The organism is Paraburkholderia sp. TE9906, from assembly GCF_056279605.1.
Map to the genome: position 1 here is coordinate 123,958 of NZ_JBWCCT010000007.1, position 25,501 is coordinate 149,458.

Sequence of the window (25,501 nt, forward strand, 5' to 3'; positions counted from 1 at the left end):
AATACGTTACCCAGACTGCTCGAACACACTCCAGCCGTGCCTTCCTTGCTCTTTCACAAACTCGCGTGCGCGGCCCGCGCGGCTTGCGCACGCAGGCCCATCAAGGCTTGTTCGACTCGAACAGATCCATGATCTGCTTCTTCTCGTTCGACGACACGCTCGGCGGCGGCACCGTCGGCGGCGTCATGCCCGCCGGTCCCACGCCGCCCACCGCGTCGGTGCCGGCCACAGGATTCGCCGAATCGAGCCCGATGCTCGCGACGAAGCCGTTGCCCGGCATCATGTCGGTGAAGAACAGTTCGCCGTCGACCGCGGTCACGCCCGGCGGCGGCTGCGGCTCGGCTTGCGGCACGCCGCGCAGCGCGCGCTGCATGTACTCGATCCAGATCGGCAACGCGAGCTGCGCGCCGAATTCGCGGCTGCCGAGGGTCTTCGGCTGGTCGTAACCCATCCACGCAACCGCCACCAGCGACTGCTGATAGCCGGCGAACCAGCCGTCCTTCGCGTCGTTGGTCGTACCCGTCTTGCCTTGCAGGTCCGAACGGCGCAGCACGTTGGTGCCCGCGCCCGTACCGGCCGTGGCCACCGAGTGCAGCAGGCTGTTCATGATGTACGCGTTGCGCGGTTCCAGCGTGCGCGGCGCGTCACGCCCGGCCGTCAGCGGCTGCGCTTTCGACAGCGGCTCCCCGCGTGCGTCCGTGACCTCGTTGATCAGATACGGGTTGATCCGGTAGCCGCCGTTCGCAAACACCGAGTACGCACCCGCCGACTGCAGCGGCGTGACGAGACCGGCGCCGAGGGCCATCGGCAGATACGGCGGGGTCTTGTCGGCATCGAAACCGAAACGCTGGGTGACGAAGTCCTGCGCGTACTTGGTGCCGATGAACGACAGGATGCGGATCGAGACCAGGTTCTTCGACTTCTGCAACGCGAGCCGCATCGGCATCGGACCGTCCGGCTGGTCGTCGTCCTTCGGCTCCCACGCATCGCCGCCCGGCGTGCTCGCGGGGAAATACAGCGGCGCGTCGTTGATGATCGTCGCCGGTCCCACGCCCTTGTCGAGCGCCGCCGAATAGATGAACGGCTTGAAGCTCGAACCCGGCTGACGCCATGCCTGCGTGACGTGGTTGAACTTGTTCTTGTTGAAGTCGAAGCCGCCCACCAGCGCGCGGATCGCGCCGTCCTGCGGCGTGAGCGACACGAGCGCGCCTTCCACCTGCGGCAGTTGGGTGATCTGCCAGTTGCCCTTGTCGACGGCGACGAGGCGCACGATCGAGCCCGGCTTGATCTTCGTGGCCGCCGTCGCGCGCGCGCTCAGCGCGGCCGCGGTGAAGCGCAGGCCGTCGCCGCTGATCGTCACCTGGGTGCCGTCCACCAGCTGCGCCTTCACCTGCTTCGGACTCGCATCCGTCACCACGGCGGCGATGATCTCGCCGTTGTCCGGGTGATCGGTGAGCGCGTCGTCGATGGTCTGATCGCGCTCGTCGCCCGGTGCGGGCAGTTGCACGAAGCCTTCCGGCCCGCGATAGCCGTGACGCCGTTCGTAATCCATCACGCCCTTGCGCACCGCGCGGTACGCCGCGTCCTGATCCGCCGAATCGATCGTCGTGGTGACGTTCAGACCGCGCGTGTAGGTTTCGTCCTTGTACTGCGCGTACATCATCTGCCGAACCATTTCGGCGATGTACTCCGCGTGCACGCTGTATTCGTTGCCCGGGTTCTTCGTGTGAATCTCTTCCTTCACGGCCTGCTCGTACTGCTCCTGGCTGATGTATTTCAGCTCGAGCATGCGCTTCAGAATGTACTCCTGGCGGATCTTCGCGCGCTTCGGATTGACCACCGGGTTATACGCGGACGGCGCCTTCGGCAAGCCGGCCAGCATCGCGGCCTGCGCCAGCGTGATGTCTTTCAGATCCTTGCCGAAGTACACGCGCGCGGCCGACGCGAAGCCGTACGCGCGCTCGCCCAGATAGATCTGGTTCATGTACAGCTCGAGAATCTGATCTTTCGTGAGCGCTCGCTCGATCTTGTACGCGAGCAGCATCTCGTAGATCTTGCGCGTATAGGTCTTCTCGCTCGACAGGAAGAAGTTGCGCGCCACCTGCATCGTGATCGTGCTCGCGCCCTGCGAGGCGCCGCCGTGCATCAGGTCCGATACGCCGGCGCGCAGAATGCCGACGAAGTCGACGCCGCCGTGCTCGTAGAAGCGGTAGTCCTCGATCGCGAGCACTGCTTTCTTCATCTGGTCGGGAATGTCCTGAAAGCGCACGAGGCTGCGCCGCTCTTCGCCGAATTCGCCGATCAGCACGTGGTCCGCCGTATAGACGCGCAGCGGCACTTTCGGACGATAGTCGGTCAACGCATCGAGCGACGGCAGTTGCGGCCCCATCACCACCAGCGCATAGCCGACAATCAGCGCACCCACCACCGCGACAGTCGCGAGGAGCCCCACGAACCAGAGCGCGAGCGTCGCGCCGAGCGAACGGCGGCCGGCCTCCGCATCGCGCGAAGCGGCATTGCGTCCTGGAGTGCGTTGGTAGGAATCCCGGTCTTCACCGGACGGAGAATGGGAGGAATGCGGTCGTTTGATGATTGGCATGACTGGAAAAGTGGGCGCCTGAAGCACGCCTGTCTGCCCGCGCTCGCGGCGCGCGCATGGGTGGTGATCGAACCCCGTAGCCAGAGGCGTAGCCACCGCGCAGCCGCTTGCCCCCGGCCGGCCGCACGGCACGCCTGGGACCATGTCCGGCGCAACGTAACAGAGCATTTTAAAGAAATCAAGCGGGCGTCAAGCCAGTTTTTTTGTAAGAATTCCCTTCGTGCCGCGGCCACCAGGCATTTTGGGGGTTACGCCCGGGTTATCAGCAGAAAACGGGGAAAGGCCTGTGGACAAAGCCCCTGGAAACGCCACAACTCGTTGATGTCACGGGATTTTCATGTCGCGCCCGTTTCGCATCGGTGCAACTCGTCATATGATGGTCCCGGCGCGCGCAACGACACCGGTGCGCGCGCTGGCGTCTACCGGATAACGCCTTGACCCGCCCATGCCAACAAGTATGCGAGCCAACCATGAACAAGCCGAGCGAACGCATCGTCGTATTCGTGACGACCGCGCAGAAACGCGCGATCACCTCCACCGCCGAGAATCTGGGCATTAGCGTCAGCGAGCTGATGCGGCGCGCCGTGCTGAGCTTCGGCGCGACCAGCGAGCAGGTGAAGGCGGCGAGCATCGTCGACCGGTTGCGCGCGCCGCGCGCGCCCGATGCGCTCGACGCGGCGCTGCAACGCGTGGCGCGCGGCACGCGCTACGCCCGTGCCGTGTTGCCGGCGGCGCTGCAGACACGCGCGGACGGAGGCCCTCCTGAGGCGGCGGACGCAACAGCGGACTCTACCGGTACAACAGGTCACGAGCATTCGTCGCGCGCCGCGGATGCATTGCCACGCGGGCCTGGCGCCCAACCCGCTCCGCTGCTGCCGGCGGGCCTCGCAGCCGCCCTCGCCGCGGAAGCCGATCTGGAAGCCGCGGCCACCGCCGAAGCAGTCGCGCGAGTCGCCGAAGCGAAAGCGGCAGCCGATCAAGCTTCGGCGCAGCAGCCATCCGACATGGAAGCGCCGCTGCGCAACGTGCTGAAGCGCCCACGGATCGACAAGCCGCGCGACGACGACGAACCAAGCGGCGACCCGAGCACCGAAGGCGGCCGCTTCGCGTAACAAAAAGCGCAGCGAATTGCGCATTTCGTGGCATGCCCGTTGCATATCGTTACATTAAGGCGATTCAAATGGACGAGCTTTCGGCATTGCAAGCTTGAGCATTCGAATCGCCATTTGCTCGAATGAAAAAAGCGTCTGACATTTGAGTCATTCGCATCGTTAAAGCCGCCCGGCATGAACGAGCCACGCCTCGCACGCAGGCTCGGCCGGGCATGGCGCACAGCCCCTTTCACTCGCTTCTCCCCCACCTGCCGCGCCCCAGCCGGGGCAATGAGCCATTGCGCCCCGCAAGCCGTTTTTAAGAGGACGCGTGGTGTATATTCGCGGTCAAGTCGAAGACGCCTCGCGCGATTTAACCTTTGAAACTATTCACCGTTTTAACCTTCGAACCGGACAATTCACGGCATCGCTATTGCAATTGGCGAGCGCGCCCCGAACTCCGGTCCGAACGTTTGCGCAGCTTCGTGCGCAGCGGCGTAAAGTAGCAGTGAAAAGCAGTTAAGCGCGCCGGATTATTCAGCGCCAACACCATTCTTTGGAGGTTTTCATGTCGCTTTTTGACAGCATTTCGCGCACGCTCAAAGGTCTCCTGAACGACGCGGCCGACTCCGTGCAGGATCCGTCGCGCGACTCGCGCCAGATCGTGCGCGAACTCGACGAAAGCATCGGCAAGGCCGAGAACTCGCTGATCGAGATTCAGGCGCAAGTGGCCACGCAGCAAAGCAAGCGCGATGTTGCCGCAGACAAGGCGAAGAAGTATGAAGACGGCGCGAAGCGCGCGCTGCAATCCGGCGATGAAGCGCTCGCGCGTGAAGCTCTCGGCGCGCAGGCCACGGCCGAAGCCGAACGCGATGCGCTGACGAAGGAGCTGACCACGCTCGAGCCGTCGGTGGCGCAGCTGAAGAGCCAGATCGAAGACATGCGCAGCCGCCGCAACGACCTCAACGCGCGTTCGAACATCCTGCAGGCGAAGCAGCAGATCGCCGAAGCGAAAGACGTCGCGGCGACCGCGTTGGGCGGGATCGGCGGCAAGAACCTTTCTGAAGATTTCCAGAAGCTCGAAGACAAGGTGTCGTTGTCGAATGCCCGCTCGGACGCCCGTCTGAATTCCGCCGATGTGAAGAGCGGCAAAGCCCTCGACGACAAGCTCGCAGATTTGAACCGCGGCCCGTCCGTCGAAGATCGTCTGGAAGCATTGAAGAAGCAGCTCAACACGCCGGCGCAGTAATCGCACGGCAGTACATGCCGGCGGCCTCGTACGGGCCCGGCATGCCGGCCGATCATCCGCGCGGCCACTGGTAACGACTGAAGGAGACGGGCGCTACGCGCCCGGTCCGCAAATGAAAAAATTTCTCGCAACCGCGTTCGCTTCGCTGCTGCTGGTGTCGGCAGCGGCGTTCGCCGTGCCGAGCGTTCAGCAGATCGAATCGGCGATGTCGCAAGGCAACTGGCAGCAAGCCGATACCGGTCTGAGCGAGGTGCTGCAGGCCCATCCGAACAACGCCCGCGCGCACTATCTGTACAGCCAGGTGCTCGATCGCGAAGGCCGCTATGGCGACGCGCTCGCCCAGCTGCAACAGGCCAGGACGCTCGACCCGCAAATCCGCTTCACGGACCCGAACCGCTTCGCGCAAACCGAATCACGCATCCGCAGGGACGCGGAGCGCGCGGGCGGCAACACCACGGGTCGCGCCGCGAATCCGTTCGCCCAGCAGAATGCGCCTGCTGTGCAGCAACAGTCGGCGATGCAGCCGCAAGCGCAACAACATGGCCCGGGGGTCGGTATGTGGATCGGCATCATAGTTCTGATTGGCGTGATTGCGTTGGTGCTGCGCTGGACTTTGCGCCGCGCGCGCACGCAGGACGACACGCGCGCCGACGGCGATCGTCGCGAGCAGCTCAAGCGCGCGACCGACATGCTCAACGCAGTGCGTTCACTGAAGCTCGACGTGAAGCTTTCCACCGCACCGGGTCATGAGGCGCTGGAAAAGGAAGTCGAAGCAACCGAAGATCAGTTGCGCGGCGTCGTCGAGGGTTTGTCGAACGGCAAGAATCCGCTGCCGCCGTATCAGCTCGACGAGCTCGAACAGCGTCTAGCCAGCCTGCGCGCACGCGCCGACGGGCGGCCCGATCCGGCTGCCGCGGCGGCCGCCGGTAACCAGCAGCAGTCGCCGTATGCGCAGGAAGCGGAACGTTTCGGCAATCCGCCGCAAGCACCCTATCCGCAGCAAGGCCCGTATCAGCAACAGCCGCCGGTCGTCGTCCAGCAAGGCGGCGGTTTTGGCGGTGGCATGGGCGGCCTGCTCACCGGCGTGCTGCTCGGCGAAGCGCTGAACTCCGGCCGCGAGCGCGTGGTGGAGCGCGACGTGATCGTCGACGACGAAGCGCGGCGCCGTGGCAACGACGGCGGCAACGGCGGCGGCCTCGATTTCGGCCAGGGCTCGAACGACTGGAACGACAACGGTGGCGGCGGTGTCGACATGGGCAGCAACGACGATTCGGGCGGCTGGACCGACACCTGAAACAGCATGTGCTGACGCATGCCGATGTGCGCCGCAACGCCAATTGGCGTGCATCGCGTCATTCAAAAAAACAGGCTCCGCAGTTCACAGGAGCCTGTTCTGATTTCTTTGCCGATTCACTACACGAGACATCGGCTCGCAGGGCTTCAATCCGCCCCGCCCCTCCCCGCCTCATGCTGCGCAAGCAGCACCGAACCCGCAAACAGCCTGACGATGAAGCGTTCCGCGTAATCGATCAGCGCCTCGCGGCGCGTGGCATCCGCGTCGATATATTCGGCCGACAGATGAAACAGTTGCAGCACGATCTGCGTACAAACTTCATCGACGCTCACACGGGCCAGCGTCGGCATCAGCGCTAATTGCACGACGTCGTCGGCCATTTCCGCCGACACCTCGTGCAGATTCGCGCGCACCGCCTCACGCAGCGCCGGCGAAGTACCGTGATATTCGGCCAGCGCGCTCAGGAACGCCTCGCGGTTATCCTGCGCGAACGCAAAGAACGCCATGCACGCGCGACGCGGCACGCTATGCGGCTCGGCGTGCGCGGCGAGCCAGCGCTCGCGCCGCAGCATCGGCCGCAAGCGCCGGCTCACCGATTCGACGGCCTCGCGCGCCAGTTCATCGAGCGTGTCGAAATGACGATAGAACGTGTTGGGATTGAGCCCGGCCTCGCGTGCCAGTTCACGCAAACCCAGGCTCGCGAAACTGCGGCCGCCCGCAGTCAACCGCAGTGCGGCTTCGATCAGTTTGCGCTTGCCCGCCGGCAATTCCTGCGCGTCGACAAGGCCTGGGTCGGCGACGGCCGCCGCTTCGAACACGGATTTCATCGGCTTCCGGTGATTGCGCATCGCGCGCGTTTGATAGCAGCACTCTAACGATCTTGACGCGATGTGTACAGTTGTCTACTCTCGCGTTACGCCGCAGTAGACATTTGTAGACAACGGTTTCTTGCCTGGACCTCGCGCCAGGCTTTTCACCCGCTGCCGGAGATCGCCGTGACGTCTGCCACTTCCGCACCATCCGCCGCACCATCCGCCGCGATCGCTCGCCGCGCGCCTTGGCATTACCAGCGTGCCGCGCGCCGAACTGCGGCGCCGCTATACGCAACACGGTTCGAAGTTCGTGACGATCATGGGCGCCGACGTGCATTACGTCGATGAAGGCCATGGCGACGCAATCGTGATGATTCACGGTTTCGCGTCTTCACTGCACACGTGGAATCGCGTCGCCGACGAACTCGGGCAAACGCACCGCGTGATCCGCCTCGACCTGCCGCCGTTCGGCGTGACCGGGCCGCTGCGTTCGGCGAGCGGCGCCATCGAAACCATGAACCTGCCGACGTACCGGCGTTTCATCGACACCTTCATGCAGGCGCTCGGCATCGGGCGCGCAACCTTCATCGGCAATTCGCTCGGCGGCCTGATCGCGTGGGACTATGCGGCGCGCCACCGCAAGGCCGTGGAGCGGCTCGTGTTGATCGACTCGGCGGGCTTTCCGATGAAGCTGCCCATCTACATCGGCCTGTTCAATAGCGCGCTGGTGCGGGCGAGTTCGCCGCGGTGGCTGCCCGAAGCGATCATCAAAAGCGCGGTGCGCAATGTGTATGGCGACCCGCGCAAAATCGACGCGGCGACGCTGCGGCGTTACGTCGAATTTTTCCATGGAGAAGGCACGCGCGCCGCGATCGGCAAGATGGTGCCGACGCTCGATTTCAGCGAAGTCGACACCGACATGCTGAAGACGCTCGACGTGCCCGCGCTGGTGCTATGGGGTGCCAGGGATCGCTGGATACCGACCGCGCACGCGGCCGAGTTCGCGAGTCGCATTCCGGGCGCGAAGTCCGTCATGTATGCGGGACTCGGCCACATTCCGATGGAAGAAGCGCCCGAGCGCGTGATGGACGATCTGCGCGCGTTTCTCGGGGCGCCCGAGGCGCCTGTGGCGGTCGACATCAGCACGCGGCGCGCGCCGGCCTGAGCGTCACACGTCGATTTTTCGCCAACGCTGATCCACATCTTTGCCACGCCACTGTTTCGCGCGCAGCAGCTGCGCGCGAAACATCCTCCCATCACCCCCCGCCCAGCAGACGCAATAGCCCCCAAAGAAATTTGGCGACCATCACGAGCAGCTCCCACAGGTGATAGAGCTGTTGCCAGCCCGAAACGCGCGCAAAAGAGTCGATCATCGTTACCGCTAGGAAAAGGAAAGGCTGCGAGGCGCAGTTCGACCGCACATCATACCGACTGCGGGATACCCCGTATCAAGACGCCTGAAAGCGTGCCGTAAACGCAGCCAGAAGACGCTGCATCCGCGCCGCCTGACGGCGCTGGGATCACAACCGTGCGCTCCATCCGCACCACCCGCGCCATCAAGGAGACGTCCATGACGCGTTTCAGCTTTCGCCGAACAGCCCGTTCGCACACGGTCGTCGGCGATATTGCCGCGCAAGCCGGCAAACTGGGCATCGAGATTTGCGACGTATCGGGTCACGTCGAGGAAGTCGCCGCGCGCGTGCAGCACCAGGCCCAGGTATGCCGGGCGCTGCGCGAATCCGCCGCGCAAACGCTGGCGGGCAATCATCGCATCGCCGCGGCCGCGCGCGAAATGCGCAGCGTGTCGGCCGAAGCCGCAGCCGGTGTGCAGGGATCCCAACAGACGCTCGAAGCATCGCTCGCCGATATTCACGGGCTGGTCGAGGGCGTGACGGTGATCGAAAGCCAGATCGGCGCGCTGCGCAGCGCGCTGGCGCACGTGAGCCGCGTCTCCGAGGAAATCTCGCTGATCGCCCGTCAAACCCATCTGCTGGCGCTGAATGCCGCGATCGAAGCCGCGCGCGCCGGCGAATCGGGCCGCAGCTTCGCCGTGGTGGCCGCCGAGGTGAAGAACCTGTCGGCGAAAACCGCGCAGGCCACCGGCCAGATCGAGACGACGCTCGCGCAGCTCACGCAGCAGACCGAGCAGCTGATCAACGAAGGTTCGGTGAACACCGCGCGGGCGCATCGCGTGCGCGAAGGCACGCGCAAGATCGGCGACGTCGTGCATGCAACCGGCGACGCGATCGCGCAGTTGAACAACGAGGCCGGCCAGATTGCGGCACTAACCGGCGAAATCGAAACGCAGTGTGACGGACTCGAAGCGCAGGTGCTGGAAATGGCGAGCGGTGTCGAGGATTCGAGCGAGAACTTCGCGCAGGCGAAGGACCGCCTGGGGAATCTGCTCGGCGTGTCCGAGACCTTGATCGAGCTGACCGCCGCGACCGGGGTCGAAACCACGGACACGCGTTTCATCGAAGCGGTGCAGCAGGCCGCCGCGACGGTAAGCAAGCTGTTCGAAGCAGCCGTTGCGCGCGGCGAAGTATCGCTCGACGATCTGTTCGATCAACGCTACGTGCCGGTGACGGGGACCAACCCGCCGCAGTTTCAGACGCGCTTCACCGCTTTCACCGACCGCGTGTTGCCCGCGATTCAGGAGCCCTTGCTCGATCTCGATCCACGTGTCGCGTTCTGCGCGGCGGTCGATGCACGCGGCTATCTGCCGACCCACAATCTGAAGTTCTCGTTACCGCCGCGCGACGACGTCGTGTGGAACATGGCGAACTGCCGCAACCGGCGCATGTTCGATGATCGGACCGGCATCGCGGCCGCGTCGCACACGAAGAAGTTTTTGTTGCAGACTTACCGCCGCGACATGGGCGGCGGCCAGTTCGTGCTGATGAAGGACGCGTCGGCGCCGGTGTTCGTCGGCGGGCGCCATTGGGGCGGCGTGCGGATCGGCTACAAGGTTTGAACGCGCGCGGTGCGCCTTCCTGCACGGCGGCACTGAAGCTGAAGGTGCGACGCACTCGCGGCGCACCTCCTTGAAGCGCTCCCTAAAGCGCTCCCTAAGCCGCTTCCTAAGCCGCCATCACCGTGCGCTTGCGCTCGGCGCGCTGCATGAAGTAGTTGGCCACTACCACGCCGAGCGTCACGACCGCGATGAACAGCGTCGCGAGCGCGTTCATTTCCGGGTTCAACCCGAGCCGCACGCGCGAGAACACCACCAGCGGCAGCGTCGTCGAACCGGGGCCGGAGAGGAACGCCGAGAGCACCAGATCGTCGATCGACAACGTGAACGACAGCAGCCAGCCGGACACGAGCGCCTGCGAAATCAGCGGCAACGTGATGGAGAAAAACACGCGCAGCGGCGTGGCGCCGAGATCGAGCGCGGCCTCTTCGAGCGACGGGTGCAACTCCTTCACACGCGACTGCACGATGATCGCCACATACGAAATGCACAGCATCACGTGGCCGATCCAGATCGTGAACACGCCGCGCTCGGCCGGCCATCCGAGCCAGCGGGCCATTTCGATGAACAGCAGCAGCAACGAGATGCCCTGAATCACTTCGGGAATCACCAGCGGCGCGTTGATCATGCCGGTATATAGCGTGAAGCCGCGAAACCGCCCCATCCGCGCGAGCACGAAACCCGCCCACGTACCAATGATCACCGACGCGAACGCCGTCAGCAGCGCCACCCGCAGCGACAGCCAGGCCGCCGCGATCAGCTCGTCGTCGCGCAGCAGCGCCGCGTACCAGCGCAGCGAAAAACGCGTCCACACCGTGACCAGTTGCGATTCGTTGAACGAATACACCACCAGGCTCACGATCGGGATATACAGGAACAGGAATCCGATCCCGAGAGCAATCAACTGCACCATCCGGTTCGGCTTCATTGGCGCCGCTCCTCCATCGCCTTGGCCTGCGCGCGCTGGAAAAACGCCATCGGCACCAGTAACAGCAACACCATCGCGCAGGTCACCGCGGACGCCATCGGCCAGTCGGCGTTGTCGAAGAACTCATTCCACATCACGCGGCCGATCATCAGCGTGTCCGCGCCGCCGAGCAACTCGGGAATCACGTACTCGCCCACCGCCGGAATGAACACCAGCAGGCAACCGGCGATGATGCCGTTCTTCGACAGCGGCAACGTGATCTGCCAGAACGCCTTCCACGGTTTCGCGCCGAGGTCGTACGCGGCTTCGAGCAAGGTCAGGTCCATCTTCACCAGATGCGCGTACAGCGGCATCACGAGAAATGGCAGATACGAATACACCATGCCGATGTAAACGGCGGTGTTCGTGTGATATAGCTCGATCGGCGAATGAATCAGACCGATCGACATCAGGAAGTTGTTCAGCAAGCCGTTGTTCTTCAGGATACCGATCCATGCGTACACGCGAATCAGGAACGAGGTCCAGAACGGCAGCATCACGGCCATCATCAGCAGATTGCGGGTAGCCGGATTCGAGCGCGCGATGTAGTACGCCATCGGATAGCCGATCAGCAGACACAGCACGGTCGAGATCGCGGCGACCACCACCGAGTTCACATAGGTCGCGAAATAGAGGCTGTCGGTGAACAGAAACGCGTAGTGCGAGAGGTCGAGTGTGATGTGAATCGCGCCTTCGGCGAAATTCACCAGCTGCGTATACGGCGGAATGCCGAGCTGCGAATCGGCGAAGCTGATCTTCACGACCAGCAGGAACGGCACGAGGAAAAACAGCAGCAGCCAGACAAACGGCCCGGCCACCACCGCGCTGCGGCCGCTCAGATTGAAGCGCCGCACCGGCCAGTTGACGAAGGCATCGAGCGCGCGCTTCATGACGTCAGCACCACACCGGCCGAGGCGCTCCAGCGCACGTACACTTCGTCGCCCCAGGTGGGCGGATCGATCTCCGTGAGCGCGAGGCTCGTCACGTTCGCGATCACCGTCTTGCCGCCGTCGAGCTTCACGTGATACAGCGAATAGCCGCCCATATACGCGATATTCGTGACGACGCCCTTGCCCCAGTTGTACGCGCCTTCGGGCGGCTTGCGCGTGAGCGCGATGCGCTCGGGGCGCACCGAAATCGTCACCGGCATGCCGAGCGGCCCGGTGATGCCGTGGCTCACATACAGGCGGCACGGCAGGTCGGGCGTTTCGATGAACACGTAGTCGGGTTCGTCTTCGACCGTGTGGCCCTCGAACAGATTGGTCGAGCCGATGAACTCCGCCGAAAAGCGGCTGTTCGGATACTCGTACACCTCATGCGGCGTGCCGAGCTGGACGATCTCGCCTTCGCTCATCACGGCGAGCCGGTCGGCCATCGTCATCGCTTCTTCCTGGTCGTGCGTGACCATCATGCAGGTCACGCCGACCTGGTCGAGAATGTTGACCAGTTCGATCTGGGTGCGCTGGCGGATCTGCTTGTCGAGCGCGGACATCGGCTCGTCGAGCAGCAGCAGCTTGGGCCGCTTGACGAGCGAACGCGCCAGCGCCACGCGCTGCTGCTGGCCGCCCGACAGCTGATGCGGCTTGCGCTTCGCGAAGCGGCCCATCTGCACGAGATCGAGCGCGGTCTGCACGCGCTCTTTCAGTTCGGCCTTCGGCACGCCTTCCTGCTTCAGACCGAAGGCGACGTTCGCCTCCACCGTCATGTGCGGAAAGAGCGCATACGACTGGAACATCATGTTGACCGGCCGGCGGTACGGCGGCAATTGCGCGAGGTCCTCGCCGTCGATCAGGATCTTGCCCGAGGTCACCGTTTCCAGCCCGGCCATCATGCGCAGCAAGGTCGACTTGCCGCAGCCGGAACTGCCGAGCAGCGCGAACAGCTCGCCCTTCTTCACCGACAGGTTCACCCCTTTGACCGCGACGGTCTCGCCGAACTTCTTCACGACGTCGACGATCTGGATGAAATGGTCCGCTGGGTCGCCCGCGCCGGCGCCCGTGCCGACGCCTGTAACGGCGCCCTGGCCCCGCGACGGCGCGCTCGCCCCTGCCACCGCGCCCGACTGGTCACTACTCATCATAATGCTGCTTCACTCCGGCGTTTGACGAACAAAGCCCCCGGTGAACACCGAGGGCTTCTTGATGATGCTTACCTGTTCACTGTTGCCGCGGGTCAGCGGCCGGACTTGAGTTCAGTCCACAGCCGCGTTTGCAGCCGCTGGATTTCCTGCGGCAGCGGCTTGAGCAGGAACAGGGTCTTGATGACATCGGGCGACGGGTACACGGCCGGGTCGTTCGCCACGTCCTTGTCCACGTACTTGCGCGCTTCGAGGTTGGCGCTCGGATAGTAGACCGAGTTGGTGATCGCGGCGTGCACCTGCGGCGTTTCGATGTAGTTGATCCACTCGAGCGCGGCTTCCTTGTGCTTCGCGTCCTTCGGAATCGCCATCACGTCGAACCAGACCGGCGCGCCGCCCTTCGGAATGAAGTACTCGATCTTGTACGGCTTCTTCGCTTCGAGCGCGCGATGCTTGGCGATCACGACGTCGCCCGACCAGCCGTACGCAAAGCACACGTCGCCGCCGACCAGGTCGTTGATATAGCCCGACGAGTTGAACTGCGTGATGTACGGGCGGATTTTCTTGAGCATGGCGAGCGCGGCGCGGTAGTCGTCCGGGTTCGTGCTCATCGGGTCCTTGCCCATGTAGTGCAATGCGGCGGCGAACATCTGGTCCGGCGCATCGAGCACGGACACGCCGCAGGCTTTCAGCTTCGAAATGTTTTCCGGCTTGAACAGGATGTCCCAGCTATCGAGCGGCGTGTTCTTGCCGAGAATCTGCTGCGCCTTGGTGACGTTGTAAGCGAGACCGGTCGTGCCGTACGCCCAGGGCACCGTGTACTTGTTGCCCGGATCCGCGCCGGCCACCAGCGCCATCAGCGACGGGTCGAGGTACTTCAGGTTCGGCAGCTTCGACTTGTCGAGCGGCTCGAAGATGCCCGCGGCGATCTGCTTGCCTGCGTAGTTGCTGGTCGGCACGACGATGTCGTAGCCGGAATGGCCGGTGAGGAGCTTCGCCTGCAGCGTGTCGTCGCTGTCGTAGTTGTCGTACTTGACCTGGACGCCGCTCTGTTTGGTGAAATTCGGAATGGTGTCCTTGGCGATGTAATCGGACCAGTTATACACGTTCAGCTGCGTGTCTTTCGCAGCGGCCGTCAACCACGCCGCCGCACACAGGATCAGCGCCGCCATGTGCCCCACTACCCGTCTTTTCATCCCGTTCTCCGATCTTGGCCCGCTCGCGCCGACCGTGGTCACTCACGCCGTGGCATTGCGCACACGGCTCCCCTGAAAACCTCGAAAACTATCATCAATTATTGCGCGGTCCAAAAAAAACGCCGCGCTGTCGCGCAAACGGTACAGCGCAGGCCGCACCGCTGGAAAATGGCCGCAATTTTAGCGGGTTATCGGCGCGTGTCTACCCGAAAAAATGCCACGGGCGCGGCTTTGTCGTTATCCGGCTGTCGGGTCGAGCTGGCTGGGGCGTAGGCGCGCTCTTGTCATGAGGCGGCTGGTGGTCGATGGGAGCGGCACATCTTGCTGGCAGGCGGCTCCGGGTTCCCTGCTTTCGGCTTTCGGCTTTCGGCTTTCGGCTTTCGGCTTTCGGCTTTCGGCTTTCGGCTTTCGGCTTTCGGCTTTCGGCGGGCGAGGTGCCGCGAAGTCCCGGCCGGCGTATGCGCCGTGCGCCGGCCGACGGTGCACAATAGCAACTGGAGGCCCGGCAGCCGGCGCAGCGCCGCTCGTTCACCGGTCCCGCCATGTCTGCCCGGCCCCACGCGCCGCCGACGCTTGCGCGTTGGGCACGTGGCTTGCGTGAGCATGCAGTCCTGAACCTCAGGCATCGATGAACACCAATCCCTTCGCACTACGGCCCAACCGCCGCCGGCGTCTGCCGGACGACGGTCCGCGCCGTCCGGCGCACTGGTTTTCGTTCGTCGGCGCCGGCGCGCTGATCGCGGTCGGCTATATCGACCCCGGCAACTGGGCGACCGCGCTCGGCGCCGGCGCCGGCTACGGCTACCGGCTGCTCGGCGTGGTGCTGCTGGCGAGCGTGATGGCGATGCTGCTGCAATGGCTGTCGTCGCGGCTGGGCGTCGTGACCGGGCGCGATCTCGCGCAGGTCTGCCGCGAGCGCACCGGCCGGCGCGGCACCCTTTTCCTCTGGCTGACCAGCGAGGTCGCGATCATCGCGTGCGACGTCGCCGAGGTGGTCGGCAGTGCCGTCGCGTTACAACTGCTGCTCGGAGTGTCGCTGACGGTCGGCGTACTGATGTCGGCGGTGTGCACGTTCGCACTGCTCGCGCTCCAGCAGAAAGGTGGTCGCAAGCTCGAAGCGGTGATCGCGGCGCTGATCGGCTTCGTCGGCCTGTGCTTCGTCGTACAGCTGGCGCTGGCGCGGCCCGACTGGCACGCGGCGCTCGCCGGCGCCGCGCCGAGCGTCGAGCTGCTGAGGAACGCCGGCATGGTGTGGCTCGCGGCGGGCATCGTCGGCGCGACGGTGATGCCGCACAACCTCTATCTTCATTCGGCACTCGTCAAGCACCACGCGCCGGAAGGCAGCGACGCGCAGATCAAGGCCGCGTTGCAGGTCGTCAACATCGATACGTTCGCGTCGCTGGCGTTCGCTTTCGTGATCAACGCGGCGCTGCTGATCGTGGCCGCCGCGGTGTTTTATACGAGCGGCTATCGCGACGTCACCGATCTCGCCGACGCCCACCGGCTGATCGCGCCGCTCGTCGGCACGCACTGGGCCAGCATTCTGTTCGCGGCGGCGCTGCTCGCCTGCGGCCTGAGCGCGACCGTCACCGGGACGCTGGCGGGTCAGGCGGTGATGGAAGGCTTTCTGCAGATCCGCCTGCCGCGCTGGAAACGCGCGCTGCTCACCCGCGCACTGGCGATCGGGCCGGCGCTGTTCGCGGTCGCGCTGTTCGGCCAGCACGGTTCCAACCAGCTGCTGGTGGCGAGCCAGGTGGTGCTGAGCCTGCAATTGCCGCTCGCCGTCGTGCCGTTGATCCGCTACACGTCGGACGCGGGCCTGATGCGCGGCTGGCGCGTGCGCGGCGTGCCGCTCGCGCTGGCGTGGCTGTCCGCGGCGTTCATCATCGTGCTCAACGGCGCGCTGCTGTGGCAGCTGGCGTTGGGCGGATGACGCAGCGCGTGCGCAGCCTGGCGGTGAGAGAAGCGGTCCGTGCGACCTTTGCTTCCGGGCGGACGTGAGGCTGAGGGTGGCGACGGGCCTGGGCATGGACAAAGCTCGTTTGCACTGCCTGCTGCTGCGAGGCGCATGCCGCGCATCGGATAACATAGCGGAACTTCGTCTTTACGCGCCAAGGTTTCCGATGTCTTCGAATCTCCACGATCTTCCCGACAGCCCGTGCATCGGCGTGTGTTCAACCCTCTTCGACGACGTCTGCAAAGGCTGTGGCCGCACCGCCACCGAAGTGTCCAACTGGGTGTTCCTGAGCGACGAGGAAAAGCGCGCCGTGTGGGTGCGCATCGAGCAGGAAGGCACCGCGATGCGCTTTCAGCACGACAAGCTCTAAAGTCTCGCGCGGTCTTTGGTGCCGCTATAGGCCCGGCGCCCGCACAGCTTGCGACCATAAACAACGCCGGGATCCCTCCCGGCGTTTCTTTTGGCGAGCCGTACACGGCGAGCGCCGCGCCGTCATCAGAACTTCATACCGACACCCAGACCGACGATCACCGGATCGATGCTCAACCTGCCGAGCGACTGACCGCCGAGCGACGCGTCCGTGTGCATCCAGATCTTCTTGATGTCTGCGTTCACGAACAGTGACCTGGTCACCTGCACGTCAATACCGGCTTGCAACGCGGGACCGAAGCTGTGATTGCTGATCGAGATAGGCTGGCCGCCCGCGCTCAGGCCGTTGTTGTAGAACAGCGTGTAGTTCAAACCCGCGCCCAGATACGGACGAATGCGCCCCGCGTGATTGAAGTGATATTGCAGCAATAGCGTGGGCGGCAGCACGTTCACGCCGCCGAGCCCCCCAAGGCTCGACGTCACCTGATGGCGCGACGTGGCGAGAATCAGCTCGACGCCGAGTTCGTCGCGGATCATGTAGGTCAGATCCAGCTCGGGCACGATCGCATTGTTGACGCCCACGTTGAGCGCCGTCAGCGTCTGGCTCGTGCTCACGTTCGGAATGATGCTGATCGCGCGCAGACGCACCAGCACGTCGCCGGCGTGAATGCCGCTCATCGCGTCGTCGCCGGCGGCCCGTGCCTGCGGTGCCAGCGCGGCCGCGCAGAGCAGACTCGCTGCAACAGCGGCGGCGTTGATTTTTTTTCTGAGTGAGTACTTCATGTGCTTCCCCGTGTGATGAATGTCGATGTCGTGCGGGGATTGTCGAAGCTCCCATCGGGCCGCGCGTTGACCCGCATCAACCCAGCGAGAACGACCAGCGCCCTGCGACAGCCGGTCGCGTCGCGCCGGTCAGCAGCAGTTCGATCAGATCGTGAACGCTGCGAATCGCCGTGCCGAACGGCAATGCTTCTCGGCCGCGAAAGAACAGCCCGTTGGCGACGTCGCCGCGCAAGGCTGCGGCCAGTCGCGTGTCGATGCAGAAGTGGCCGAACTTTTCGATGCCGTCGCGCCAACCGCACACGTTCAGGCATTCGAGCGCGGTGGGACATGCGTGTTTGCGCGCGCCGACCTTCTCGCGGATTTTCGCTTCGTGGCGCAGATAGCGCATCAGCCAAGGCGTCTTCACGGCGCGCGCGGGCAAACCCGTTACGCTGACGAATTCGACGATGTCCTCGGGGGTCGCTTCGGCCAGCACGCGCTTGAAGTTCGGATGCGCGTCGCCTTCCTCGGTGACGGCGAACGGCGTGCCCAGTTGCACGCCGCTCGCACCCGCGTTCAGCAGCTCACGCACGGCCTCGTGACTGTTGATGCCGCCCGCGGCGATCAACGGCACGTCCTGACGCTTGAGGCCAAGCGACGTGAATACGGTCTCGAGTTCTTCGAGCACGCGCAGGAAGTCGAAGCGCCGGTCGTGCAGATCGGCGAGGTTGCCGACGCCGAGATGCCCGCCCGCATGGGCCGGATGCTCGATCACGACGGCGTCGGGCAAGCGGCCTTTCTTCATCCACTTCTTCAGCACGAGTGCGACGCCGCGGCTATCCGACAGGATCGGGATCAGCGCAATGTCGTGCGCCGCGGTCATATCGGGCAAATCGAGCGGCAGGCCCGCGCCCATCACGATCGCGTCGGCGCCGCTCTCGCAGGCCACGCGCACGTAGTCGGCCTGCGCGCTGACCGCTTTCATCACGTTGACGGCAATCATGCCGCGGCCTTCGCCGAGCGTTCTGGCCGCGCGGATTTCACGCGCGAGCGCGGTGAGGTTCGCGTGTTCGAGCGTCGCCGTATCGGGGAACTGACGGCAGAGTTCCACCAGGTCGCGATGATGGTGGCGCAGATCGATACTGGCGATGGTGCCGAGCGCCCCTTCGCGGGCGACACTGCCGGCGAGCCGGTGAGCCGAGACGCCGACGCCCATGCCGCCTTGCACGATCGGCAGCAGCGGGCGGCCGCGGATCACCAGCGGCGGGAAGGAGTGAGAATTGAGCATGACTGGCCCGATGATGAATTATCAAAGGTTTGATAATCGAGCTTCGGGCGCGGGGGCCTTTGCGTCAGGTCAATACGGCCGCGAATGGAGGTGGTGTGCGTGGTATCTGATTGATGCCGATCATCCGAAGCGAATACTCAATGCAATACGAGACGATACGCCGCACGCCCAATAAAAAAGCCCGCTTCGAAGAAGCGGGCTTTGCGATGCAATGTCATGCCGGTCGCGCGTGCGCCGATGACGCTTACTGCACGCCCTGGCTCAGCAGGAAGTCTTCGTAGTTGCCGCCGAAGTCGTTCAACGTGCCATCGGTTTTCACTTCGATGATGCGGTTCGCGAGGCCGCTCACGAACTCGCGGTCGTGCGACACGAAAATCAGCGTGCCTTCGAACTTGTCGAGGGCGATCTGCAGCGACTCGATCGATTCCATGTCCATGTGGTTGGTCGGCTCGTCCATCAGCAGCACGTTGTGGCGGCCCAGCATCAGCTTGCCCCAGATCATGCGGCCCTTCTCGCCGCCCGACAGCACCTTGACCGACTTGCGGATGTCGTCCGCGTTGAACAGCAGGCGGCCGAGCGTGCCACGCACCATCTGCTCGTCGTCGCCTTCCTGGCGGTAGCCGTCGATCCAGTCCATCAGCGTGACGTCGTTCGGAAACTCTTCGTACGTGTCCTGCGGCATGTAGCCCACGTTCGCGTTCTCCGCCCACTTCACGTTGCCGTGATCGAGCTCGAGCTTGCCGAGCAGCGAGCGCAGCAGCGTGGTCTTGCCCGCGCCGTTCTCGCCGATGATCGCGATCCGCTCGCCCGGCTGCACGCTGATGCTGAAGTCGTTGAAGATGGTGCGCTCGTACTTCTTCGAAATCTTCTCGGCCACCACTGCGATGTTGTGCAGCTTCTTCTCGTATTCGAAGCGGATGAACGGATTCTGCCGCGACGACGGCTTGAATTCCTCGATCTTGATCTTGTCGATCATCTTCAGACGGCTGGTGGCCTGACGCGCCTTCGACTTGTTCGCCGAGAAGCGGCGCACGAAGTCCTGCAGGTCGGCGACGCGTTCCTTCGCCTTCGCGTTCGCGTTCTGCTGACGCTCGCGCGCCTGCGTGCTCGCCAGCATGTAGTCGTCGTAGTTGCCCGGATAGACCTTCAGCGTGCCGAAGTCCATGTCGGCCATGTGTGTGCAGACCTGGTTCAGGAAGTGTCGATCGTGCGAGATGATGATCATCGTCGAGTTGTACTGGTTGAGCACGTCTTCCAGCCAGCGGATCGAGTTGATGTCCAGGTTGTTGGTCGGTTCGTCCAGCAGCAGGACGTCCGGCTTCGAGAACAGCGCCTGCGCGAGCAGCACGCGCAGCTTCCAGCCAGGCGCCACGTTGCTCATCGGGCCGTTGTGGTCTTCGATCGCGATGCCGATGCCGAGCAGCAGTTCGCCCGCGCGCGCTTCGGCGGTGTAGCCGTCGAATTCGGCGAACTTCGCTTCGAGTTCGGCTGCGTGCATGTAGTCGTCGTCGGTGGCATCGGGGTTCGCGTAGATCGCGTCGCGCTCGGTCATCGCGGCCCACATTTCGGCGTGGCCCATCATCACGACGTCGAGCACGCGCACGTCTTCGTACGCGAACTGGTCCTGGCGCAATTTACCGAGGCGAATGTTCGGTTCGAGCATCACGTTGCCCGAACTCGGCTCCAGGTCGGAACCCAGAATCTTCATGAAGGTGGATTTGCCGCAACCGTTCGCACCGATCAGGCCATAGCGGTTGCCTCCCCCAAATTTGACCGAGATGTTCTCGAAGAGGGGCTTCGGCCCGAATTGCATGGTGATGTTGGCGGTAGACAGCACGGCGCGTCCCTTTGAATGTGATATCGGCGAAAAACCCAATATTTTAGCAGGTTATCGCGAATTCAACCCGCACGCACCTCGCCGCGCACTTCGTGTTACCCGCCCGCGGCGCCGCGCGGCGTCTGCAAAACGTCGATGAAGGCAGACAGATCGGCCTCGGCAAGCCCCATCGCCGCGCCCAGCCGCAACAATTGCTGGACCGTCGACGACACCGGCATCGGTGTGCCGGTCTCGTAGGCGGTGGCCGCGACCGTGTCGATGTCCTTCTGGAAGGTGCGCAATGCGCCGATCGGCGCGAGGCCGGTCTGCGTCATGCGCGGCACGAAGATCTGCAACAGCACGGAGTCGGCCCAGCCGCCGGCGAGCCCCTCGGTCAGTTTCGCCGCGTCGAGGCCGCTGCGCTGCGCGAGGCTGACCGCCTCGGCGATCGCGGCCAGCGTCGCCGTGACGATGGTCTGATTGCACAGCTTCGCGGTTTGGCCCGCGCCGACTTCGCCCATATGCGTGACGCGCGACGCGTAGGCATCGAGCAGCGGCTTGACGGCCGCGACATCGCTCGCCGTGCCGCCCGCCATGACCGCCAGCGTGCCGGCGTTCGCGCCGGCGACGCCGCCCGACACCGGCGCATCGATCCAGCCGACGCGCGCCTCACCCGCGCCCTGCTGCGCCGCCGCGGACGTCGCTGCGGACGTCGATGCGAACGTCGATGCGAACGAAGCGGCCAGCGCCGCCGCGCGCTGCGCGAACGCGCGCGTCGCGGCCGGCGGAATGCTCGAGTGATCGACGATCCAGCGCAGCCGGACCAGTTCGGCCGCATCGCCGCTCAACAGCCCCGCTGCGCCGAACACGGTCTCCTCCACCGCCGCCGCGTCGGCGACGCACAGCAGCACCGCTTCGCAGCGCAGGGCCAGCTCACGCGGCGTATCGGCGACGCGCGCGCCCTCCGCCACCAGCGCTTCGGCCTTGGCCCGCGTGCGATTCCACACATGCACGGTATGCCCCGCGCGCAGCAGATGCCGGATCATCGGCGCGCCCATCAGGCCGGGACCGCAAAAACCAATTTCCACTTTCGAACCTCGTCGGCTGTCGGATTGAGTTGCGCGGACATGATAACGGCCGCGCACCGTCACCGGCTACCGGGCACACGACGTGCGGCACTGCTGGCCGATAGGCCGGCCGCGTGCCGCGTGTGCCAGCGCATTTGCCAGCGCGTTTGCCACCGCATGTGCCACACGTGCCACACGTGCCGCGTTTCCCGTTGCCTATACTTTCTGGACACCAACGAAGACCAAGGAGGAAGCTCATGTCAGACCACGTCTACAAACAGATCGAACTAACCGGCTCGTCGACGGTATCGAGCGACGACGCCGTCAAGACCGCGATTGCCAAAGCGTCGAAGTCCTTGCGCAATCTGCACTGGTTCGAAGTCACGGAAACGCGGGGCCAGATCGAAGACGACAAGGTCACCCACTGGCAGGTGACGATCAAGGTTGGCTTGCGGATCGAATAACGCAACTGCGGCAACCGGCGCTGGGGGCCGGCGCGCGTTGACAGGTCAGCGGCACAGGCCTGGCATGTGCGCAAAACGTGAGCGCCCCGCTAGCGCCCGGTCCGCAACAAAAAAAGCTGCGTCCGTACTGGACGCAGCTCCTCAAAGCAGCGGTTGCCGGGACCGCCGCCTGGTCGATCGCGAAGCCACGCGTGCAGCGCCGGGCAGCAGCGGCTCAGCGTGACGCTTTACTTCGGCAGCGAACCGTCCACGCCTTCCACGTACCAGTTCAGACGTTGCAGTTCCGGATCGGTCAGCGTCTTGCCGGCCGGCACCTTCACCGCACCGGACTGATCCTTGATCGGGCCGGTGAACACGTCCCACTTGCCGCCCGCCAGTTCGTCGCGCTTCGCGGCGACCTGCTTCTGCGCGTCGGCCGAAATCGCCGAGGTGTTCAGATTCTCCAGGTTGACGGCCTTCTGCGGAATGCCCCACCACACCGGATCGTTCTTCCACTTGCCGTCCAGCACCTGCTGGATCGCCGCGTTGTAATACACGCCCCAGTGCGCGACCACCGAACCGAGATGCGCTTCAGGACCGAACTTCTTCATGTCCGAATCCCAGCCGAACGCATGCACGTGTTTTTCCGACGCGGTGGCGAGCGTCGCGCTCGAATCGGTGTTCTGCAGCAGCACGTCGGCGCCCTGGCCGATCAGCGTTTCAGCCGCCTGCTTTTCCTTGCCCGGATCGAACCAGCTGTTGATCCAGATGACCTTCGTATGCACCTTCGGATTCACCGAGCGCGCGCCGAGCGTGTACGCATTGATGTTGCGCACCACTTCCGGAATCGGCACCGACGCGACAAAGCCGAGCGTGTTGGTCTTCGTCACGTAGCCCGCGGCGACGCCGGCCAGATACGCGCCCTGGTACATGCGCACGTCGTAGGTGCCGAAGTTCGGCGCCTTCTTGTAGCCGGTCGCGTGCAGGAACACGGCGTCCGGGAAATCCTTCGCGACCTTCAGCTGGAAGTCCTGAAAGCCGAAGCTCGTGCCGATGATGATCTTGTTGCCCTTGTTCGCCAGATCGCGGAACACGCGCTCCGAGTCCGCCGATTCCGGCACGTTCTCGACGCGCGTGATCTTGATCCTGTTGCCGAACTTCGCTTCCGCTTCGCGCGAGCCCTGGTCGTGCGCGAAGGTCCAGCCGGCATCGCCCGGATTGCCGAGATAGACGAACGCGACACCCGGCGCGTCGGCGGCCTGCGCGGTTTGCGCGAGCGGCGCTGCGAGCGCGAGCGAAGCCGCGCCCCACGCGAAAGCGGTCAGCAGATTTCTTCTCTTCATGTTGGGTCCTGTTGTCGTGTTGGTCGAATAATAGGAAACGTAGGGTCGCGGGCTGCCCGATCAGCCCGCCGAGAAAAACGGCTTGCCGAGCGATGCCGGCGCATTCAGACGGATCGTGTTCGGATTGCGCGAGATCAGCACCAGCACGACGACCGTCGCGACATACGGCAGCATCGCGAGGAATTGCGTCGGCACGGGCACGCCGATCGCCTGCGCATAAAACTGCAGGCCGGTCACCGCGCCGAACAGCAGCGCGCCGATCAGGAGGCGCCCGGGGCGCCACGTCGCGAACACCACCAGTGCGAGCGCGATCCAGCCGCGGCCCGAGGTCAGGTTCTCCTGCCACAGATGCAGATTCACGATCGAATAGTAGCCGCCCGCGAGCCCCGCCATGCCGCCGCCGAAGGCCACCGCGCCGTAGCGCACGCCGATCACCGGAAAGCCGACCGAGTGCGCGACCTGCGGCGATTCGCCGACCGAGCGCAGCACCAGCCCGGCGCGCGTGCGGTACAGAAACCAGCCGATCACGGCGAACATCAGGAACGCCAGGTAATCGAGCGGCGTGAGGCTGAAGAGCGCGGGGCCGAGCACGGGAATCTTGGAGAGACCGGGAATGGTCCACGTGTCGATGGTCGCGCGCACCGCGGCCGACGTGTACGGCTTGCCGACATAGGCCGACAGGCCAATGCCGAAGATTGTCAGCGAGAGGCCGGTGGCGACCTGGTTGGCGAGCATGGTCAGCGTGAGAAACGCGAACAGCAGCGACATCGCGAGACCGGCGCCGATCGCGGCGAGCACGCCGACCCACGGGTTGCCGGTAATCGTCGTGACCGCGTAGCCGGTCACGGCGCCCATCAGCATCATGCCTTCGACGCCGAGGTTGAGTACGCCCGACTTTTCGGTGACGAGTTCGCCCGCGCCCGCGAACATCAGCGGGATCGCGGCGGTGACGGCGCTCGAGGTGAGCGCGCTGGCTTGTTGAATATCCATGGAAGTCCGGCGAAAAGATCAGTGAGCCTGGTTGGTGAGCCTGATTAGTGAGCGGCGGCCAGCGAGCGGCGGCGCACACGGTAGTTCACGAACAGGTCGGCACCCAGCAGGCAGAACAGCAACAGCCCCTGGAACACGCCGGAAAGCGCCTGCGGCAATTGCATCGAGGTCTGCACCGCTTCGCCGCCGAGATACAGCAAGGCCATCAGGAGACTCGCGAGCACGATGCCGACCGGATGCAGCCGTCCGACGAACACGACGATGATCGCCGTGAAGCCGTAGCCCGGCGACCAGGTCGCCTGCAGCTGGCCGATCGGACCGGCGATCTCGCCCATTCCGGCGAGACCCGCGAGACCGCCGCTGATCAGCAGCGACGTCCAGATGGTTTTCTTGTCGGAGAAGCCCGCATAGCGCGCGGCAAGCGGCGCGAGGCCGCCGACGTTCATCCGGTAGCCCGCGAAACTCTTGCGCATGAAGAGCCACACGAGCGGGATCGCGATCAGCGTGACGAACACCGACGCGTTCAGCCGCGTGCCGCGCAGCCATTTCCAGTGCCAGTCGCCGTAGAGCGTCGGGAATAGCGCATCGCCGCTGAACATCTCCGAAAGCGGGAAATTCATGCCCTGCGGATCGCGCCACGGGCCGCTCACCAGATAGATCAGCAGTTGCGTGGCCACGTACGTGAGCATCAGGCTCACGAGAATTTCGTTGGTGTTGAAGCGGCTCTTGAGCAGTGCGGGAATCGCCGCCCACGCCATGCCGCCGAGCACACCGGCGATCATCATGGTCGGCAGGATCCACCAGCCGGTGGCTTGATCCAAATAGATCGCGACGCCGCTTGCGGCGATGCCGCCGAGCAGCATCTGCCCTTCCGCGCCGATGTTCCAGACGTTGGCGCGATAGCCGATCGCGAGGCCGAGGCCGATCAGGCACAGCGGCGACGCCTTCAGCAGCAGTTCGGACCAGCCGTTCACGCTCGACAGCGGTTCGATGAAAAACGCGTGCATCGCCTGCAAGGGATCGCGGCCCACGAGGCTGAAAATCAGAAAGCCGATCGCGAGCGTGAGCAACGCGGCGATCAGCGGCACGGCGAACTGCATCGTGCGCGAGGGCGTCGTACGTGCTTCGAGTCGATAAGGAAGAATCATGGGTAGCGTGTGAGTTATTGGTTCTGGTTGTGAAGCTCGAACGACGCGGCTCGCCTCTTCTC

The 25,501-nt window shown here is 64.5% G+C and carries 21 protein-coding genes; 8 read left to right on the top strand and 13 right to left on the bottom strand.

All coding sequences use genetic code 11. The features are described 5' to 3' along the window. Positions 1–100: 100 nt before the first annotated feature. Positions 101–2,599 carry a penicillin-binding protein 1A gene (locus tag ACZ9H4_RS20185; RefSeq protein ID WP_476120509.1) on the bottom strand — a complete coding sequence of 833 codons (2,499 nt, stop codon included), beginning with the start codon at positions 2,597–2,599 and terminating at the stop codon, positions 101–103. A gap of 470 nt (positions 2,600–3,069) precedes the next feature. Between ACZ9H4_RS20185 and ACZ9H4_RS20190 the strand changes: the two genes are divergently transcribed. The 3 genes from ACZ9H4_RS20190 to ACZ9H4_RS20200 all read left to right on the top strand — a co-directional run bounded on the left by ACZ9H4_RS20190 (position 3,070) and on the right by ACZ9H4_RS20200 (position 6,233). Continuing rightward, the gene (locus ACZ9H4_RS20190) at positions 3,070–3,711 is read left to right on the top strand and encodes a hypothetical protein (RefSeq protein ID WP_476120511.1); all 642 of its coding nucleotides are present in this window, start codon (positions 3,070–3,072) and stop codon (positions 3,709–3,711) included. A gap of 547 nt (positions 3,712–4,258) precedes the next feature. Then, entirely contained in the window at positions 4,259–4,939 is a 681-nt protein-coding gene (locus tag ACZ9H4_RS20195) for a PspA/IM30 family protein (RefSeq protein ID WP_408143835.1), read from the top strand. Positions 4,940–5,051: 112 nt separating this feature from the next. Next, on the top strand, positions 5,052–6,233 hold the full coding sequence (locus ACZ9H4_RS20200; RefSeq protein ID WP_408143837.1) for a tetratricopeptide repeat protein: 1,182 nt from the start codon (positions 5,052–5,054) through the stop codon (positions 6,231–6,233). Positions 6,234–6,379: 146 nt separating this feature from the next. On the opposite strand, the gene ACZ9H4_RS20205 is transcribed toward ACZ9H4_RS20200, so the two are convergent. After that, positions 6,380–7,060, bottom strand: coding sequence for a TetR family transcriptional regulator (locus tag ACZ9H4_RS20205; RefSeq protein WP_476120513.1), 681 nt, complete (start codon positions 7,058–7,060; stop codon positions 6,380–6,382). Positions 7,061–7,304: 244 nt separating this feature from the next. Between ACZ9H4_RS20205 and ACZ9H4_RS20210 the strand changes: the two genes are divergently transcribed. Together ACZ9H4_RS20210 and ACZ9H4_RS20215 are read left to right on the top strand one after the other, a co-directional pair. Continuing rightward, positions 7,305–8,210: an alpha/beta fold hydrolase gene (locus ACZ9H4_RS20210; protein WP_476120515.1), complete on the top strand. Its 906-nt coding sequence runs from the start codon at positions 7,305–7,307 to the stop codon at positions 8,208–8,210. A gap of 405 nt (positions 8,211–8,615) precedes the next feature. Continuing rightward, a complete protein-coding gene (locus ACZ9H4_RS20215) occupies positions 8,616–10,019 on the top strand; it encodes a methyl-accepting chemotaxis protein (RefSeq protein WP_476120517.1) in 1,404 nt (467 codons plus the stop codon). Positions 10,020–10,125: 106 nt separating this feature from the next. On the opposite strand, the gene ACZ9H4_RS20220 is transcribed toward ACZ9H4_RS20215, so the two are convergent. The 4 genes from ACZ9H4_RS20220 to ACZ9H4_RS20235 all read right to left on the bottom strand — a co-directional run bounded on the left by ACZ9H4_RS20220 (position 10,126) and on the right by ACZ9H4_RS20235 (position 14,256). After that, on the bottom strand, positions 10,126–10,944 hold the full coding sequence (locus ACZ9H4_RS20220; protein ID WP_408143845.1) for an ABC transporter permease subunit: 819 nt from the start codon (positions 10,942–10,944) through the stop codon (positions 10,126–10,128). Further along, positions 10,941–11,873, bottom strand: a complete 933-nt coding sequence (locus ACZ9H4_RS20225) for an ABC transporter permease subunit (RefSeq protein ID WP_408153747.1) — start codon at positions 11,871–11,873, stop codon at positions 10,941–10,943. Before ACZ9H4_RS20225 ends, ACZ9H4_RS20220 begins: the two co-directional genes overlap by 4 nt. Further along, positions 11,870–13,060: an ABC transporter ATP-binding protein gene (locus tag ACZ9H4_RS20230; RefSeq protein ID WP_408143849.1), complete on the bottom strand. Its 1,191-nt coding sequence runs from the start codon at positions 13,058–13,060 to the stop codon at positions 11,870–11,872. The genes ACZ9H4_RS20225 and ACZ9H4_RS20230 overlap by 4 nt, the downstream gene beginning before the upstream one ends. Before the next feature lie 95 nt (positions 13,061–13,155). After that, positions 13,156–14,256, bottom strand: a complete 1,101-nt coding sequence (locus ACZ9H4_RS20235) for a polyamine ABC transporter substrate-binding protein (protein ID WP_476120521.1) — start codon at positions 14,254–14,256, stop codon at positions 13,156–13,158. Between the two features lie 628 nt (positions 14,257–14,884). On the opposite strand from ACZ9H4_RS20235, the gene ACZ9H4_RS20240 reads away from it, so the two are divergent. Together ACZ9H4_RS20240 and ACZ9H4_RS20245 are read left to right on the top strand one after the other, a co-directional pair. Continuing rightward, positions 14,885–16,189, top strand: a complete 1,305-nt coding sequence (locus ACZ9H4_RS20240) for an Nramp family divalent metal transporter (protein ID WP_408143853.1) — start codon at positions 14,885–14,887, stop codon at positions 16,187–16,189. Positions 16,190–16,379: 190 nt separating this feature from the next. Next, a complete protein-coding gene (locus tag ACZ9H4_RS20245) occupies positions 16,380–16,583 on the top strand; it encodes a DUF1289 domain-containing protein (RefSeq protein WP_408143855.1) in 204 nt (67 codons plus the stop codon). 125 nt (positions 16,584–16,708) lie between these two features. On the opposite strand, the gene ACZ9H4_RS20250 is transcribed toward ACZ9H4_RS20245, so the two are convergent. From ACZ9H4_RS20250 to ACZ9H4_RS20265, 4 genes are all read right to left on the bottom strand, one after another. Further along, positions 16,709–17,365, bottom strand: coding sequence for an OmpW/AlkL family protein (locus ACZ9H4_RS20250; RefSeq protein ID WP_408143857.1), 657 nt, complete (start codon positions 17,363–17,365; stop codon positions 16,709–16,711). A gap of 76 nt (positions 17,366–17,441) precedes the next feature. Continuing rightward, positions 17,442–18,632 carry an NAD(P)H-dependent flavin oxidoreductase gene (locus ACZ9H4_RS20255; RefSeq protein WP_476120524.1) on the bottom strand — a complete coding sequence of 397 codons (1,191 nt, stop codon included), beginning with the start codon at positions 18,630–18,632 and terminating at the stop codon, positions 17,442–17,444. A gap of 244 nt (positions 18,633–18,876) precedes the next feature. Then, complete coding sequence (locus ACZ9H4_RS20260) at positions 18,877–20,469, bottom strand: ABC-F family ATPase (RefSeq protein WP_408143861.1); 1,593 nt, start codon at positions 20,467–20,469, stop codon at positions 18,877–18,879. Positions 20,470–20,564: 95 nt separating this feature from the next. Next, entirely contained in the window at positions 20,565–21,536 is a 972-nt protein-coding gene (locus ACZ9H4_RS20265) for an NAD(P)-dependent oxidoreductase (RefSeq protein WP_476120526.1), read from the bottom strand. Positions 21,537–21,772: 236 nt separating this feature from the next. Between ACZ9H4_RS20265 and ACZ9H4_RS20270 the strand changes: the two genes are divergently transcribed. Next, complete coding sequence (locus ACZ9H4_RS20270) at positions 21,773–21,979, top strand: dodecin (RefSeq protein ID WP_408143865.1); 207 nt, start codon at positions 21,773–21,775, stop codon at positions 21,977–21,979. Between the two features lie 227 nt (positions 21,980–22,206). Here the strand turns inward: ACZ9H4_RS20270 and ACZ9H4_RS20275 are convergent, their stop codons facing one another. Genes ACZ9H4_RS20275 through ACZ9H4_RS20285 form a run of 3 tightly spaced genes read right to left on the bottom strand, consistent with a single transcriptional unit; the run spans position 22,207 to position 25,439 of the window. After that, positions 22,207–23,301, bottom strand: coding sequence for a BMP family ABC transporter substrate-binding protein (locus ACZ9H4_RS20275; RefSeq protein WP_408153755.1), 1,095 nt, complete (start codon positions 23,299–23,301; stop codon positions 22,207–22,209). Positions 23,302–23,361: 60 nt separating this feature from the next. Next, on the bottom strand, positions 23,362–24,291 hold the full coding sequence (locus ACZ9H4_RS20280; protein ID WP_408143869.1) for an ABC transporter permease: 930 nt from the start codon (positions 24,289–24,291) through the stop codon (positions 23,362–23,364). A 44-nt stretch (positions 24,292–24,335) separates the two neighbouring features. Beyond that, a complete protein-coding gene (locus tag ACZ9H4_RS20285) occupies positions 24,336–25,439 on the bottom strand; it encodes an ABC transporter permease (RefSeq protein WP_408143871.1) in 1,104 nt (367 codons plus the stop codon). Between the last annotated feature and the right edge of the window lie 62 nt (positions 25,440–25,501).

What these genes read in the sequence shown, in the direction of transcription:
- ACZ9H4_RS20245 (WP_408143855.1), top strand. Translation starts at nt 16,380, where the DNA reads ATGTCTTCGAATCTCCACGATCTTCCCGACAGCCCGTGCATCGGCGTG.
- ACZ9H4_RS20185 (WP_476120509.1), bottom strand. Translation starts at nt 2,599, where the DNA reads ATGCCAATCATCAAACGACCGCATTCCTCCCATTCTCCGTCCGGTGAA.
- ACZ9H4_RS20235 (WP_476120521.1), bottom strand. Translation starts at nt 14,256, where the DNA reads ATGAAAAGACGGGTAGTGGGGCACATGGCGGCGCTGATCCTGTGTGCG.
- ACZ9H4_RS20190 (WP_476120511.1), top strand. Translation starts at nt 3,070, where the DNA reads ATGAACAAGCCGAGCGAACGCATCGTCGTATTCGTGACGACCGCGCAG.
- ACZ9H4_RS20230 (WP_408143849.1), bottom strand. Translation starts at nt 13,060, where the DNA reads ATGAGTAGTGACCAGTCGGGCGCGGTGGCAGGGGCGAGCGCGCCGTCG.
- ACZ9H4_RS20250 (WP_408143857.1), bottom strand. Translation starts at nt 17,365, where the DNA reads ATGAAGTACTCACTCAGAAAAAAAATCAACGCCGCCGCTGTTGCAGCG.
- ACZ9H4_RS20275 (WP_408153755.1), bottom strand. Translation starts at nt 23,301, where the DNA reads ATGAAGAGAAGAAATCTGCTGACCGCTTTCGCGTGGGGCGCGGCTTCG.
- ACZ9H4_RS20195 (WP_408143835.1), top strand. Translation starts at nt 4,259, where the DNA reads ATGTCGCTTTTTGACAGCATTTCGCGCACGCTCAAAGGTCTCCTGAAC.
- ACZ9H4_RS20280 (WP_408143869.1), bottom strand. Translation starts at nt 24,291, where the DNA reads ATGGATATTCAACAAGCCAGCGCGCTCACCTCGAGCGCCGTCACCGCC.
- ACZ9H4_RS20220 (WP_408143845.1), bottom strand. Translation starts at nt 10,944, where the DNA reads ATGAAGCCGAACCGGATGGTGCAGTTGATTGCTCTCGGGATCGGATTC.
- ACZ9H4_RS20215 (WP_476120517.1), top strand. Translation starts at nt 8,616, where the DNA reads ATGACGCGTTTCAGCTTTCGCCGAACAGCCCGTTCGCACACGGTCGTC.
- ACZ9H4_RS20285 (WP_408143871.1), bottom strand. Translation starts at nt 25,439, where the DNA reads ATGATTCTTCCTTATCGACTCGAAGCACGTACGACGCCCTCGCGCACG.
- ACZ9H4_RS20255 (WP_476120524.1), bottom strand. Translation starts at nt 18,632, where the DNA reads ATGCTCAATTCTCACTCCTTCCCGCCGCTGGTGATCCGCGGCCGCCCG.
- ACZ9H4_RS20200 (WP_408143837.1), top strand. Translation starts at nt 5,052, where the DNA reads ATGAAAAAATTTCTCGCAACCGCGTTCGCTTCGCTGCTGCTGGTGTCG.
- ACZ9H4_RS20270 (WP_408143865.1), top strand. Translation starts at nt 21,773, where the DNA reads ATGTCAGACCACGTCTACAAACAGATCGAACTAACCGGCTCGTCGACG.
- ACZ9H4_RS20205 (WP_476120513.1), bottom strand. Translation starts at nt 7,060, where the DNA reads ATGAAATCCGTGTTCGAAGCGGCGGCCGTCGCCGACCCAGGCCTTGTC.
- ACZ9H4_RS20225 (WP_408153747.1), bottom strand. Translation starts at nt 11,873, where the DNA reads ATGAAGCGCGCGCTCGATGCCTTCGTCAACTGGCCGGTGCGGCGCTTC.
- ACZ9H4_RS20240 (WP_408143853.1), top strand. Translation starts at nt 14,885, where the DNA reads ATGAACACCAATCCCTTCGCACTACGGCCCAACCGCCGCCGGCGTCTG.